10 protein-coding genes are annotated in these 14,569 nt (G+C 73.9%); 8 read left to right on the forward strand and 2 right to left on the reverse strand.

The genetic code is table 11. The features are described 5' to 3' along the window. Positions 1-66 precede the first annotated feature (66 nt). Both BU198_RS24085 and BU198_RS24090 read right to left on the reverse strand, forming a co-directional pair. A complete protein-coding gene (locus tag BU198_RS24085; RefSeq protein ID WP_188298957.1) occupies positions 67-1,374 on the reverse strand; it encodes a M64 family metallopeptidase in 1,308 nt (435 codons plus the stop codon). Positions 1,375-1,684: 310 nt separating this feature from the next. Further along, a complete protein-coding gene (locus tag BU198_RS24090) occupies positions 1,685-5,416 on the reverse strand; it encodes a helix-turn-helix domain-containing protein (protein WP_188298958.1) in 3,732 nt (1,243 codons plus the stop codon). Between the two features lie 378 nt (positions 5,417-5,794). Here BU198_RS24090 and BU198_RS24095 point away from each other — a divergent pair, with 378 nt between their 5' ends. The 8 genes from BU198_RS24095 to BU198_RS24130 all read left to right on the forward strand — a co-directional run bounded on the left by BU198_RS24095 (position 5,795) and on the right by BU198_RS24130 (position 14,490). Next, positions 5,795-6,157 (forward strand): hypothetical protein, encoded by a 363-nt coding sequence (locus tag BU198_RS24095; protein ID WP_188298959.1) that lies wholly within the window; start codon positions 5,795-5,797, stop codon positions 6,155-6,157. A gap of 156 nt (positions 6,158-6,313) precedes the next feature. Further along, complete coding sequence (locus tag BU198_RS24100) at positions 6,314-7,000, forward strand: ABC transporter ATP-binding protein (protein WP_317620296.1); 687 nt, start codon at positions 6,314-6,316, stop codon at positions 6,998-7,000. 119 nt (positions 7,001-7,119) lie between these two features. Beyond that, complete coding sequence (locus BU198_RS24105) at positions 7,120-9,228, forward strand: hypothetical protein (RefSeq protein ID WP_188298960.1); 2,109 nt, start codon at positions 7,120-7,122, stop codon at positions 9,226-9,228. Positions 9,229-9,433: 205 nt separating this feature from the next. After that, positions 9,434-10,777 carry a PD40 domain-containing protein gene (locus BU198_RS24110; RefSeq protein WP_188298961.1) on the forward strand — a complete coding sequence of 448 codons (1,344 nt, stop codon included), beginning with the start codon at positions 9,434-9,436 and terminating at the stop codon, positions 10,775-10,777. Positions 10,778-11,015: 238 nt separating this feature from the next. Next, positions 11,016-11,525 carry a GNAT family N-acetyltransferase gene (locus BU198_RS24115; protein ID WP_188298962.1) on the forward strand — a complete coding sequence of 170 codons (510 nt, stop codon included), beginning with the start codon at positions 11,016-11,018 and terminating at the stop codon, positions 11,523-11,525. Positions 11,526-11,744: 219 nt separating this feature from the next. Further along, the gene (locus BU198_RS24120; RefSeq protein WP_188298963.1) at positions 11,745-12,689 is read left to right on the forward strand and encodes a sugar kinase; all 945 of its coding nucleotides are present in this window, start codon (positions 11,745-11,747) and stop codon (positions 12,687-12,689) included. Positions 12,690-12,786: 97 nt separating this feature from the next. Beyond that, a complete protein-coding gene (locus BU198_RS24125) occupies positions 12,787-13,395 on the forward strand; it encodes a bifunctional 4-hydroxy-2-oxoglutarate aldolase/2-dehydro-3-deoxy-phosphogluconate aldolase (protein ID WP_188298964.1) in 609 nt (202 codons plus the stop codon). Between the two features lie 126 nt (positions 13,396-13,521). Further along, positions 13,522-14,490 carry a C-terminal binding protein gene (locus BU198_RS24130; RefSeq protein WP_188298965.1) on the forward strand — a complete coding sequence of 323 codons (969 nt, stop codon included), beginning with the start codon at positions 13,522-13,524 and terminating at the stop codon, positions 14,488-14,490. The last annotated feature ends 79 nt before the right edge of the window (positions 14,491-14,569 follow it).

A 14,569-nucleotide genomic window follows, 5' to 3' on the forward strand; every position in this document is an offset into this window, starting at 1 on the left:
GCCCGTCGGCCCATCGTGGGATGGGCCGACGGGCACGGGGGCAAGGCTTCCCGGCCGGAGGACCGGCTATCGCGTCACCGTCCAGGACAGGCTCGCCGTCAGCCTCGCGCGCAGCGCCGGGTCGGCGACGGCCGGGGTCGGGTCGGTGGCGACGGCGGTGAGCAGGTGCGGCCGGGAGCGGGGACCGGTCAGCTTGAGCTCGGCCAGGTCCAGCGCGGTGCGGCCGCCCAGCCGGGGCAGCTCCCGTCCGTCCAGGTACCAGCGCAGCCGGGTGCCGGACACCGGGAGCCCGACGCTGAGGCGGTCCGCCGCGGTGAGCCGGCTGCCGGCGGGGGTGGGGCTGGTGAGCGGGGTGGCGTGGCGGTAGAAGCCCGCGATCATCGCCTCGCGTCCGGGCAGGTTGAACTCCCGTCCGAGCGAGCGCATGATCGAGTTCTCGGTGGGCCGGTACAGTCCGGCGGGGTAGTAGCCGCCGCCCTCGTAGGTGCCGACCGTGCCGCCGTCCGGCGAGGTCTGGCCCAGCCAGCGCGACCACTTGGTGCCCTGTTGCCGCATCCGGTCGGCGGTCAGCGTGCTGATGTTGGCCTCGGCGGGCTCGTCGCCCTGGTACGTCCCCTGGTCGTCGTACGCGTACTCGTCGGCCAGCTTGCCCAGCGAGTGCCCGATCTCGTGCACCGCGATCTGCCCGGACTTGGCGTTGCCGCCCGCCACGGTGGCGATCCCCTCGTAACCGAGCGGGGACTTGACGTCGTTGTAGCCGGCGCCGCCGTACTTCGTGGTGTTGGCCACCACGAGCACCAGATCCGCCTGCGGGGCCTTCGCGGCGTACGACTCGACCGCCTTCTCGTCCACGCAGAGCAGTCGTTCCACGCCGTCGCACCAGAAGTACGAGCCCAGCGCGGTGTGCCGCACCGTTGCCTGGTCCGGATCGCCGGTCACCCCCGACTCGGGTGAAACGGCCGACACCGCCCAGACGTTGAACAGCCCGCGGTAGGCGGCGTACGGCTCGACGGCGGTCAGCTCGCGCCACTTCGCGGTCGCGTCGGCGCGGAACTTCTCCTGCTCCTGCGCGGTGTAGCCGTCGCCGATCACCACCACGTCCAGCTTGGCGGCCGGCTCGCCGTTGTGCACCAGCGCCGTCACCTCGCCGTCGCCCCGCACCGGCGCCAGGCCCTGGGGGCGGTCGGCGAGGTAGGGGGAGCCGGCCGGGGCCTGGGCGCGGGAGATGCCGCCGTCCTCGGCGAACACCTCCACCTGGTGTACCGCCCGGGGGCCTTCGGCCGGACGGCTCCAGGCGGGCGCGGCCCCGAGGGCCGTCCCGGCCAGTACGGCGGCGAGCAGGGCGGTGGTGGTTCTGGCGGCGGTGCGGTGCACGGGCGTCCTCCCGGAAAGCGGTCTGCGACCTGCCCCGACACGATGTCGGGAACCTGACAATCTAGTGGCAGCCCGGCTCGCCGGTCGAGTGGTGGGGCGTCAGTGTCGACGCCCGAGTCGACGGGGTGGCCTACCGGTTCGGCCGGATCGGGCCCGACCGCCCCGCACCCGACGGGCCCCGCGCCCGCCTTGATGCCGGCATGTTCCACGCCGTACTCGCGTCGGCCCGGCCGCGCCTGGTCGCCTGACCGGGCGCCTGCCGCCGCCGGGTGCGCCGGCAGCGGGACACAGCCGGGGCCGTCCACTCCGTTCAGCGGCAGGCGTCGCCCGTGGTCGCTTCGGGGAAGAGCCCGAGCCACCGGTTGGTCCGGCTCAGCTCGCAGACGCGGTCGGCGATCCGGTCCACGTCCGTGGCCCACAGTCGGATGCCGTCCGAGCCGGCGGTGAGGAGCGCGCTCCGGTCCGGGCTGAAGGCGGCCGCGTGCACGCCTCTGGTGTGGCCGACCAGCCGTGCGGCGAGCCGATGTGCGGCCACGTCCCACAGGCACACCGCGCCGCCGGCGTCCGTGGTGGCCAGCGTGCGGCCGTCGGCGCTGAAGGCGGCGGAGAAGACGGTGTTCATGTGGCCGGTGAGGGTAACGATCGTCCGGCGTTGCGCCACGTCCCACAGCCGTACGGTCGCGTCGCCCCCGCCGGTGGCGAGGGTACGGCCGTCGGGGGAATATGCCAGGGCGACGACGGCGGCGGTGTCCTCGGGCAGCGCGGCGAGCTCACGGTGCGAGGCCAGGTCCCACAGGCGCACCGTCCGGTCGTATCCGGCGCTGGCCAGGGTGCGGCCGTCGGGGGCGAAGACGACCTTGGCGACCAGATTGGTGTGCCCCTGGAGAACGGCCGTCGACCGGTGGGTGGCCACGTCCCACAGGCGGACGGTCCGGTCGTAGCTGCTGGTGGCCAGGGTGCGGCCGTCGGGGGCAAAGGCGACGCTCGACACGTTACTGGTGTGGCCTTCGAGCGGGGCGACCGGGCGGCCGGACGCGGCGTCCCACAGCCGCACCGTGTTCCCGGAACTCGCGGTGGCCAGCAGCCGTCCGTCCGGGGAGAACGCCAGGTGCATGATGTCCTGGTTGTGCGCCGTGAAGGTCGCGAGGGGGTGCGGCGGGTCGGTGGCCCAGGAGGTGACGGAGCCGTCGGCGTGGCCGACGGCGAGCGTCCGGCCGTCGGGAGCGTAGGCGGCGGCGGTGGGGATGTCGTTCGTCGTGCCGATGGTGGCGGTGGCCCGGCGGTCCCTGACGTTCCACGCGTGGACGATGTTGTCGGCGGCGGTGGTGGCCAGTTCGGTGCCGTCCGGGGAGAGGGCCAGCGCGGGAGCGGCCGTGTTGGTCTCGTGGAGCGTGTCGGTCATCCGTTGCTCGGCCACGTCCCACAGGGCGAAGGTGCTGTCCTGGCTGATCGTCGCGAGGGTGCGGCCGTCCGCGGTGAATGCGACCTGGCTCACCTCCTGCGCATGCCCGTTGAGGACGGCCGTCCCCTTGTGCGACGTCAGACTCCACAGTCGGACGGTGCGGTCGGCGCTGCCGGTGGCGAGGGTCCGGCCGTCGGGGCTGACCGCGACCGTGCCGACGGCCCCGGTGTGGCCGGTGAAGGTGCTCGTCACCTGGGGGCCGATGGTGTCCCAGAGCTGCACTGTGTGGTCGGCGCTGCCGGTGACCAGGGTGAGGCCGTCCGGTGCGTACGCCACCGACCGGACGGTGTCGGTGTGGCCGGCGAGCGTGCTGAGGGTGCGTCCGGACTTCACGTCCCACAGTCGGACGGTGTGGTCGGCGCTGCCGGTGGCGAGGGTCCGGCCGTCGGGTGAGAACGCCGCCGACCAGACGGCGCCGGTGTGGCCGGCGAGGACGTCGGTCGTGCGGCCGGAGGCGACGTCCCACAGTCGGACGGTGCGGTCGGCGCCGGCGCTGGCCAGAGTGCGGCCGTCCGGGCTGAAGGCGACGGTCATGACGCTGCTGCCGTGGCCGGTCAGGGTGGCGAGCATGCGGTGGGTGGCGGTGTCCCACAGCTTCACGGTGTGGTCGGCGCTGCCGGTGGCCAGGGTACGGCCGTCCGGTGCGTACGCCACCGTCACCACGGCACCGGTGTGACCGGTGAACTGCTTTGACGAGTAGGCGCTGTAGGCACTCAGCAGACTGCCGCGCGCCTCGGTGGTGCGGGCCGCCCGGTAGCCCTCCAGCGCGACCAGCGCGGCGGTTTCGGGGTCCTTCTCCAGGAACTGCCGGGACTGGGCGGCCCGTTCGCGGGAGACCGCGATGTGGCGCTGGGCGTCGGACTGCGTCTTCTGGACGTACGCGGTCGCGGCCAGCACCAGCGAGAGTGCCGTCAGCACGGCCAGAGTGATGACCGTCCAACGCCTCCGGCGGCCACGCCGGCCGTCCGCCGCGACACTGGCCGCGACGAAGGCGGACTCCAGGCGGTTGAGCGTCGCACCGCCGGTACGGGGGCGGCCCTGGGCGGCGGCGAGTTGCACGCCCCGGTACAACGCGCCCGGGTCGCGGTGGAGTTCGTGCCAGGTCAGGGCCGCCTGGGTGAGTCGACGGTGCGCGCGCAGGGCCTCGCGGTCGACGTCGAGCCAGTGGCGCAGCCGCGGCCAGGCGCGGATGACCGCTTCGTGGGCGACGTCGACGGTGCCGTCGGACAGCACGACCAGCCGGGCTGCGGCGAGCCGGTGCAGGAGGTCGTCCATGGTCCCGGCGTCGGCGAGGCCGTCGAGTTCCCCGCGGGCCAGCCGGCGGCGGGTGTCCTCGGTGCCCTCGCCCGGGGCGGTGAGCCGCAGGAACAGCATCCGCATGGCCTCCTGGTGTTCTGGGGGGAAGCCGGCGTACACCGCCTCGGCGGTCTGGGTGATGGCTCCCCGCATGCCGCCGGTGGCCTGGTAGTCGACCAGTCGCAGGACGTTCCCCTGGTGCCTGGTCCACGCCTCGCGCATCGCGTGGGCCACCAGCGGCAGGGCGCCGGGCTGGCCGGCGGCCTCCGCGAGGACGGCCTCAAGGAGCTCGGGTTCCACGGCGACTCCCGCTGCGGCCGCGGGTTCGGCGACGATGTCCCGCAACTCGGCCCGGGTGGGGGTGCCGACCGGTAGCTGAGCGCCCCGGCGGAGGACGTCGGCCAGGTCGGCGTGGGCGAGGCAGCGGTCGTAGAAGTCGGCGCGCACGCTGATGACGAACCGCACCCGGGCTGCGGTGGCCCGGTCGTCGGCCACGGGGTCGCAGGCCGTGCGGTCGTCGGACGCCAGAGCTAGGCAGGCCAGGAGCGCATCCCGTTCCCCGGCGTCCGCGCAGGTGGTGAAGAGTTCCTCGAACCGGTCGACGACGAGGACGACGCGTCGGTCGGCGGGTTGCGTGACCAACCAGGTGTCCAGCGCGATCCCCAGCGCCTCGGGTTCGGCGGTCAGGACACCGGACAGCGCCTCGGCGTCACCACCTGTCAGGGCGCAGACCGCCGAGGCCAGCGCCCGCAGCGGGTGGTCGCCGGGGGCCAGCAGAGCGGCGTGCCAGGACTCGTCGAGCCGGGGGAGCAGCCCGGCCCGCAGCAGCGAGGACTTGCCGCTGCCGGAGGCGCCGACGACCGCCGTCAGCCGGTGCCGGTCCACGAGCCGGACCAGGTCGCCCACGAGCTCCGACCGGCCGAAGAACAGGTCGGCGTCCGCGGTGCCGAACGCGGCCAGCCCCAGGTACGGGGCGCGAACGGGCGTGCTTCCGTCCACGGGCTCCTCACCGCCGGCCTCCGCCGCGGCGGACGGGCCCTGGATCGCCCGGGAGGCCGCCAGCCAACGGGCCTCCCACTCCGCCGGCTCGCCGCCGCACACCCGCGCGTAGGCGAGCACCACGGCCAGCGACGGCAGGCGTTCGCCCTTCGCGGCCTCCGCCAGCGTGCTGGCTGAGTAGTGCGAGGCCTTCGCCAGCACGCGATAGCTCGGGGCGCCCGCCCGGTCCCGCAACTGCCGCAGCTCCCAGGCGAGCCGCTCCACCGGACCGGCCTGTGGATCCACGAACCGCTCCGGCCTGCCCAGCCGGGCCTTGCGCCTCGTTCCGTTCGGCCGCGCGTCCACGTCACCACCCCCGGCGAGCCCCTCCCGCCCCGCCCACATCATTGTCCGACTTGAATGTCCTGCCCAGAGTGCTCTTTCGGACAATGCGCCGCCGCCACAGGGTTGTTGGCACGGGGGCGCCTCGGACGGCCTCGTAGCGCAGAGCGCCGGCACCCGAGGCGTACGTGGTAGCGAGCCTGCCGTGCGGCTGACCGTTCGGACGGCCGCAGGTCTCGCTCGTTCCGGCGGTTGGGGGCCTCGTACCGGTGCTCCCGACCGTCTGGCGTACTCACCATCGCGCCGCCCCGAGGGCGGCACACTCACAGGAGGTATTCGTTGATGAAGGCGAAGAACGCGGCACGGATCCTGGCCGTCATGGCCGGGCTCGGTCTGGCGGCGGGCGCGGCGGGCGGCACGACGGCGTTCGCGGACATGGACCGCTACACCTCTGGGGCCCACGCCTGGCGTACCAACGGGGACAGCCAGGTCGCCGTGCAGGACACCAGGGCCGACGACAACCCGGTCAAGGCCGAGTACAACCGCGATGCCGGCGGCACGTCGCTGTACACCCTGTGGAACAAGAGCGGCAACGGCACCACGACCTACAGCGGCGTCGGCAGCCGCGTCTGGGACCTGCGCGTCTGCACCTCCATCTGGGCGGCCCCGGACGACTGCAGTGTCTGGTGGTCCGACGACCAGTGACACGCGGGGCCCGGGGCACGACCCGGCGCCGCACGGGCCGCACGGGCCTGAAGGTCTGAGGTCAGGAACGAACCAGGTGTGAAGCGCGGGGGCCGCACGTGCCGGGCGACGAGCCCGGGCCCGTGCGGCCCCTCGTACCGGGAAGGACAGGGACACGTGCGGGGACAGCCAGTGCTGGAAGTGAGCGGTCTGACCTACGAGGCGGGGGAGCGGCACCTGCTGAAAGGCGTCGACCTGATCGTGGCGGCCGGCCGCGCGGTGGCCGTGATGGGCCCTTCGGGCTCGGGGAAGAGCACGTTGCTGTCGCTGCTGCTCGGCCTGCTGCGCCCACGGTCCGGTGAGATCCGGCTCGCGGGCCGGGATCTGGCCAGGCTGCGCGACGGCGAACTGGCGGCCGTCCGCCGTGAGGCGATCGGGATGGTCTTCCAGTCCGGGGAACTCCTGCCCGAACTGACACCCGTCGAGAACGTGGCCCTCGCCGCGCTTCTCGCCGGAGTCTCCCCGGCAGCCGCCTACCGGGAGGCGTCGAGCCTGCTGGAGGAGCTCTGGGTCGACCCGGACGCCGCCCCCACCTCGGAACTCTCCTGCGGCGAGCGCCAACGCCTCGCCGTGGCCCGGGCGTTGACGGGATCACCGGTGCTGCTGCTGGTCGACGATCCCACCGGTGCCCTCGACGGAGCCACCCGCGACCGGGTGGCGGACCTCCTCTTCGCCGCCTCGGCACGGCGAGGGTGCGCCATGGTGGTCGCCACCCACGACCCATCGGTAGCCGTGCGGGCGGACCGCGTGGTGGAACTGCGCAGCGGTCGCCTCGTCGAACTCGCGCACGGTGGCGTGCGGTGAGCGGCAGGCCGCTGCCCCGGCAGCTGCCGCGGATCGACCGGGCCGCGGGGCGGTCGGCCCGGTCCGGCTCCGGGCGTTCCGGTCGGGCGGGTTTCGGCTGGGCGCGGTTCGTGGCGCTGTTGAGTGCCACCGCGGTCCTGGGCCTGGTGGCCGGCGCCTTCGTGGCGGCCTACGCGACCTACGAGGGCAGGCAGGCTCGCGGGTATGCCCGGGGGCCCGTCCTCGCGACCTCCGGAGAACAGCCCCTGGCCCTGCACTCCCGGTACTGGGACAGCTTCCGGGGCCGGCAGTTCAGCGTCGTGGTGATCGCACCGCTGACCGGGTCCGCGCCGCTGCCGCCCGGGGTCCGGTCCTGGCCGCGCCCGGGCGAGGTCCTGCTCTCACCCGCCCTGGCCGACGCCCCCGAGGCCGAGGACTTCCGTGGCCGCTGGGGCACGGTGGCAGGATTGATCGGAGCTGCCGGGCTCGCCTCGCCGGGCGAACGGATCGCCTACGTCCGGCCCACGCAGGAGATGCTCTCCACTTCCTCCCTGACACCGATCACCGGGTTCGGATCGTCGACCGGCGCCGGCTTCGGCGATCCCAAGAACGTCGCACCGCGCTGGATGATCCTCACCGCGATGGCGTCCCTGCTGTTCTTCCCCGCCGTGGCTTTCGCCGTGCTCGCCGCCCGGGTCGGCGCGGCCGGCCGGGACCGGCGCGACGCGCGGCTGCGCATGCTGGGTGCCGGTTTCCGGGCCAGGGTGCGGCTGGACCGTGGGGAGGCCATCCCGTCCGTACTCGCCGGGGCCGGCCTGGCCGCCGCGCTGAGTGCGGTCGCGCTGACCACCGATGTCCGTCTGCCCTGGATCGACTACACCCTCGCGGCGGCGGACCTGCGCCGCGACGCCGCCGCGCTGTTCGGCGCCATCGCCGCCACGGTGCCCGCGATGCTCCTCCTCGCCTGCGGTCGGCACCCGGCCGTGGGACACCGTCGCGCCTCCGCGCGACGACGGGTGGTCCCGGTGGTCCGGCTGCGCACAGCCGCCGCGATCGCCTTCCCCCTGTTCGTCCTGCTCGCCTTCGCCTCCCGGCACCTGTTCGACGGCTTTCAGAGCTCGTCCGTCGCCTACCTCGCCTGCGCGGCCGGAGCCTGGACGACCCTGCCCGCCGTCACGGGGTGGCTCACCGGCCGCATCGGCCGCCGGGCCACCGCCGCGGCCCGGCGCAGCGGAGACCTGTCACAGTTGATCGCCGCACGCACCGCTGCCGCGCGGCCCGGCGCCGTCGTGCGACTGACGGCGGCCCTGGTGTTCGCGATAGCGGTGGTCGGCCAGGGCCAGCTGATCGGCAGCATGCTGTCCAGCCGCTCGGGCACCGCGGCACAGCTCCACTCCGCCGAGGGACGGAGCATGGCGCTGGTCCAGGCGTCCCCCCGGGCGCTGCTCGACGGGGCCTTCGTCGCGGCACTGCCCGAGGGGGCCCATGTGGTCTCCCAGGGGGAGCTTCCCGATGCCGCGAGCGGCGGCCCCGGGGCGCGTGTCATCCAGGCGCCCTGTCCCGACCTCACCGCGCTGGGCCTGCCCTGCCCGGCGGAGGGACAGACGGTCACGATCGCCCACCGTGACCTGGACACCCGCTTCCGGCACCTGAACTTCTCCCCGGACGGATCCACCCCCACTCTGGTCCGGACCGGGCCCCTGGCCAAACTGGCGGCGGACGGGACCCTGTGGACGACGGTCTTCGACAGCCCCGACCACCCGCTGGACCTGGCCGCCGTGAAGCGTGCGGCCCACCTCCACCTGAGCACCAAGGCCAACGTCCGGCCCCTGGCCGAAGCGGGCGGTTCGTCCTTCGAGAACGGCTACCGGGCCCGCTGGGCCCCGTTCCTCGGTGCCATCGGCGCACTTGTGCTGCTCGGCGCGATGCTGCTCGTCGCGACATCGGAGTTCGTCGAGTTCGCCGCCGCTCTGGCGCCCCTCGTCGTGCTGACCGGTCACACCCGCATCTACCGTGACCTCGCGTCCTGGATGCTCGGCATGCCGCTGGCACTCGCGGGTGTCGTCGGCGTCACCGGGTACGTCGTCATCGCCCAGCCCGTCGTCGATGCCGAGCACGGGGCCAGGGTGTCCTTCGCGCTGGTCCTCGCGGCCCTGGCCGGCAGCGCGGCCCTCGCGGCCCTGGCCACCTGGGCCGGCGCCCGCGCCGCCGCCCGTCACAGTCGGACCTGGCGTCCGCGTGCCCGCTGACGCCCGTATCGATGTCGCCCAGGAGCCGTGCGCGGGCCGGGAGTTGACGACCCGGGCCGTGGGCCCTGACCGACGGCGTATTCTCGATCGGTTTCCGCCCGCACCGTTGACTGCGGGTGGCGTCCGGCACTTGGCTCTCCCCCGGGCCCGCCGACACGGGGAGCAGAAGCGGGCCCGACCAACCACCCGGGGAGGACACATCACCATGCAACCGACGAACAGAACGACCCGCACCCGTCGACTGGCGCACGCCGTCGGCGTGCTCGCCATGGCCGCGGCCGTCGCCGTCACCGCCGCACCTGCCCAGGCCGCTCCGGCGTGGGGCCCCATCGCCCAGGTGGACCTCGGCGTGGACGGCACCCGGGCGAACAACCGCTCCGTGAGCCTCGGCATCAGCGGCAACGGCCGGTACGCGCTGTTCGGCTCGTCCGCGACGAACCTGGTGCCGGACGGCGCGAGCCTCCTGTTCGGCCTGTACGTCCGCGACCTGCGGACCGGCCGGACGGAACTCGTCAGCCGCGCCGACGACGGCACCGCGCTGACCTCGACCGGCGAGACGGCCGGGATCAGCGGCGACGGTCGCTACATCGTGTTCTCCGCCGAGGCGAACGGGGTGTTCAACGTCTACCTCCGCGACCGGGTGACGGGCCACACCCGCGCCGTCACCAACGGAACCGCGTCCGGCGAGGGCGAGGGCGAACACGGCTCCTTCGATCCGGCCATCAGCGCCGACGGCCGGCGCATCGTCTTCACCTCGGCCCGCCCCGATGTCGTGCCGGGGGCACCCGTCGCGCCGAACACCCGGAACGTCTACGTCACCGACCGCGTCACCGGCGCCACCCGCCTGGTCAGCCGCGGAGCCGACGGACAGGCCGCGGACGGCGCCTCGGAGAACCCGACGATCAGCGGGGACGGCAGGACGGTCGGCTTCAGCTCCCACGCCACGAACCTCCTGCCGGCGACGGACGCCGGCACCGCCGGCCTGCTCCGGCCGCGCTACACCACCGTCTACGCCACCAACCTGAACAATGGCACCACCGTCGTCGCGGGCCTCGCCGCCGACGGGACGCCCGGCTCGGCGGACCCGCACTTCCGCCTGAGCCCCGACGGCCGCTACGCCGCGTACGGCCTCAGCGCGACCCCGCTGCCGGGTGGCAAGTCCCGCACCGAGCTCTTCGTCCACGACCTGCGGACGGACCGGGTCCTGAGCATCAGGACGTCCGACAACCCGGACGCGATCTGCTGGGGGGACGCGTCGGCGGCCATCAGCGCCGACGACCGGTGGATCTACTTCTCCGGCGGCTGCTCCGACACGATCATCAGGGCCGGCCAGGCGCGCCACGACCTGTACCGGCAGGAGCTCAGGACCGGGCGCACCGAACTCCTCAGCACGGCACCCGACGGCGGGGAGCAGGACGGCGCCGCCCTGGAGCCGTTCGTGGCCGACGACGGCAGGACAGTGCTGTTCGGCGACAACAGCTCCGACCTGCTCCCGGGCGGCGAGGGCTTTGACTGGCACGTCTACGTCCGCTCGCTGGCCAAGAGGTGACGGCCGGCCCACCTGACCGGACACTGCCGGCAGGCGGCTGAGCCCCGGCCGTGACGTCGGTCTTCGCGGCCCCGTTCGGGCGGTGAGGGCCGACGTCGCGGTGCCGGCGGCGATCAGCACAGCCGACGGTCGGCCGCGCAGAACACGCGGTCGCCGGAAAACGCAGTTGCCGGCGCACGTCGCGGGCGCACGGTGGAATTCCGTCGCGGGAACGCCCTCGGGTTGGTGGGATGGAGGCATGACTTCCCTTCCCGCCGAACCGACCGAGGTCGTCGTACCCGTCCACGTCCGCGATCTGACGCCCGCCGACCTGCCGTCCTGCACCTGGTCGGGATCCGCGACCCATCTGCGCCACGTCGCAGGGGAGTTGGTGCGGGCGGAGACCGGCGAGGTGGACTACCTGGCCGTGTGCACCGCCGCCGGCCTCCCCGTGGCGATCGGCGGCGTCGACTACCGGGCTGCCCCGGGCGCGGGCACACTGTGGCAGCTCGCCGTGCTCCCGGCCCTCCAGTCCCGCGGACTCGGCACCCTGCTCGTCCGGGCCGCCGAGGACCGCATCCTGGCGCGAGGCCTCCGGCGGGCCGAACTCGCCGTGGAGGACGACAACCCGCGGGCCCGGGCACTGTACGAGCGGCTCGGATACACGGCCTTCGACCGGAAGCCCGACGCCTGGGACGAGGAGGCGCCGGACGGCTCGATCCGCAGGTACGAGACCATGTGCACGATCATGGGAAAGGACCTGGCGTAGGGGCACGGCACGCCCGGCCGCACCGCCCGGTGACCCGCCACGGCACCCCCACGGAGCTGGTCCGGGCCCGCGGGCACCTGCCACGGGGATGCACGACATCCGGTTCCGGGTGAGCCTTGTAGTCGTACGCGGGGTCACAGCGTGCGGCACGAGAGGCGTGGGAGACACGCACGGAGCCTCCCGCAGCGCCTCCCGGACCCGCGGTTCAGGAGCGGTTCCATGACAGACGTCGTCACCATCGGCGAGAGCCTCGGCCTGTTCCGGGGGGAGGGGATCGGCCCCCTGGCCCCCGGGGCACACAGTGTCTTCTCCATCGCGGGTGCGGAGGGCAACGTCTCCATCGGACTTGCCAGGCTCGGCCACCGGGTCGCGATGCTGGGGAGGGTCGGGGACGATCCGATGGGCCGGGTGATCAGCGAGCGGCTGCGCGCGGAGGGCGTCGACCCGTCCCGCCTCGTCGTCGATCCGGACGCTCCTACGGCGTTCATGCTGCGGTACAACCGGACCGCCGACCACATCACCGCCGCCTACTACCGGCGCGCCTCGGCGGGCTCCGGACTGTGCCGCGCCGACGTGGACGAGGCCCTCGTCCGGTCCGCCAAGGCCCTGCACACCACCGGGATCACCCTCGGGATCAGCCCGTCCGCCCGGGACGCCGTCGAGCACGCCTTCGGGCTGGCCCGCGCGGCCGGCGTCACAGTGGTCCTGGACGTCAACCACCGCTCCATGCTGTGGAGCAGGCGGGACGCGGCCGCCGCGCTCCGGCTCCTGATCGACCGGGTGGACGTGGTGATCGGCGGCGAGGAGGAGTTGAGGCTGCTCACCGACGAGACGGCACCGGAGGCCATCGCCGCGGCCGTCCGGGACCTGGGCCCGGCGGAGGTGGTGGTCAAGCGCGGTGACCAGGGGGCCCTGGCGCTGGCCGGCTCCGAGTCCGTCACGGTGCCGGCGGTCCTGGTCAGCTGCGTGGACCCGGTCGGAGCCGGTGACGCCTTCGTCGCCGGATACCTCAGCGCCAGGCTGGAGGGACTCGATCTCGCCGGTCGGCTGCGCCGGGGCGCGCTGTGCGGGGCCTTCGCGGTGTCCGTCCCGGGGGACTGGGAGGGACTGCCCCGTCGTGGCGAGCTGGACCTCCTGTCCGGCACCGAGGACGTCCACCGCTGAAGCCGGACACCGCTGAGAACGTCCACCGCTGACCCGGACATCCCGGAGGGAAGCCGGACACCCCGGAAGGCAGACCGTGGCAGGAACGGAGGAGACCATGGACAGCAACAGCTGGTTCGACACGGCGTTCGACGGACGCCCGCTGATGGCGATCCTGCGTGGGTTCGACCTGCGGCGGACCGTCGAGCTGGCCGAGCGCGCCTGGGACGTGGGCATGGACTGGGTCGAGGTGCCGATCCAGTCCGCGAGCGGAGTGGAGGCACTGGCCGCCACGGTGGAGGCCGGCCGCGGGCGGGGTCTCGCCGTCGCGGCAGGCACCGTGACCACGCGGGAACGCGTGCGGCAGGCGGCCGGCGCGGGTGCCGCCTTCGCGGTGGCCCCCGGGCTGGACCCCGACGTGGCCACGGCCAGTCTGGAGGCCGGCCTGCCCTACCTGCCCGGGGTGGCCACCGCCTCCGACATCCAGGCCGCCGACCGCCTCGGCCTGCGGTGGCTCAAGGCCTTCCCGGCCGCCGTCCTGGGCGCCGGATGGATCAAGCTGATGCACGGGCCGTTCCCGCAGGCGCGGTTCGTCGCCACCGGCGGAGTGGACGCGGCCAACGCCAGGCGGTTCCTGGACGCCGGCGCGCGCGTCGTCGGGGTCGGGTCCGCCCTTGAGGACCCCAGCCAGCTCGACAGGCTCGCCGCGCTGCGGCAGGAGCGCTGAAGCACCGACGCCCGCGCCGTCCGACGCCCGCGCCGTCCGACGCCCGCGCCGTCCGACGCCCTCACCGTCCGACGTCCCCACCGTCCACGCGACACGCGAACCACGACACGTGAGCAGGGAGCCAGCATGGTCCGCATCGTCATCACCGATTGTGATCACGACACCATCGAGCCGGAGCAGCTGGCCGCCGCCGAGGCCGGGATCGACCTCGTCCGGGCGGACAGCGCCGACGAGGACGCCGTCATCGAGGCCGCGGCCGGGGCCGACGGGCTGATCGTCCAGTACGCCCCGATCACCGCCGCGGTGCTCGACGCCCTGCCTGGCCTGAAGGTGGTCAGCCGGTACGGGGTCGGCGTCGACACGATCGACGTCGATGCGGCACACGCCCGCGGTGTGCTGGTCTGCAACGTGCCGGACTACGGGAGCGAGGACGTCAGCGACCATGCCATCGCCCTGGCCCTCTCGCTGCTGCGCGGGATTCCGCGGCTCGACCGCCGCATGCGTCAGGGCTCGTACGACGTCGCCGCCGTCAAGCCGCTCCACCGGTTCCGCGGCCGGACGTTCGGCGTCGTCGGCCTCGGCCGGATCGGCCGGGCCACCGCTCGCAAGGCGCGGGCCCTCGGCTTCGAGGTGGTCGCGCACGACCCCGTCGTTGAGGAGGTCCCCGCGTCACTGCGGGGAACCGAGCTGCTGAGCTTCGAGGACATCCTCGGCCGGGCCGACGTGCTGTCCCTGCACGTCCCCCTGACGCCCGCGACCCGGCACCTTCTCAATTCCGGGACGCTGTCCCGGATGCGGCCCGACTCGGTCGTGGTCAACACCGGCCGGGGCGGCGTCGTCGACACCGAGGCGCTGGCGGACGCCATCGAGCGCGGAGGGATCCTCGGCGCCGCACTGGACGTCGTGGAGAACGAGCCGCTCCCGCCGTCGCACCGCCTGTTCGGGCTGTCGAACGTCGTGCTCACCCCGCACACCGGCTGGTACTCCGAGGAATCGTTCACCGAACTGAAACGGCGAGCCGCCGAGAACGCCATCGCGGGCTCCCTCGGCAGGACGCCGCGCGACGTCGTCCCGGCCGCCGCGCCGCGCACCTGAACGGGGCCGACGGCCCGGAGCGTCTCACTCTCCGTATCCGTCCGGACTCGTATGGTGTCGAGGTGATCGAGGGGGACGA

Origin of the sequence: Streptomyces sp. CBMA156 (assembly GCF_014596515.1) — a bacterium.
In the GTDB taxonomy this organism is placed as follows: Bacteria; Actinomycetota; Actinomycetes; order Streptomycetales; family Streptomycetaceae; genus Kitasatospora.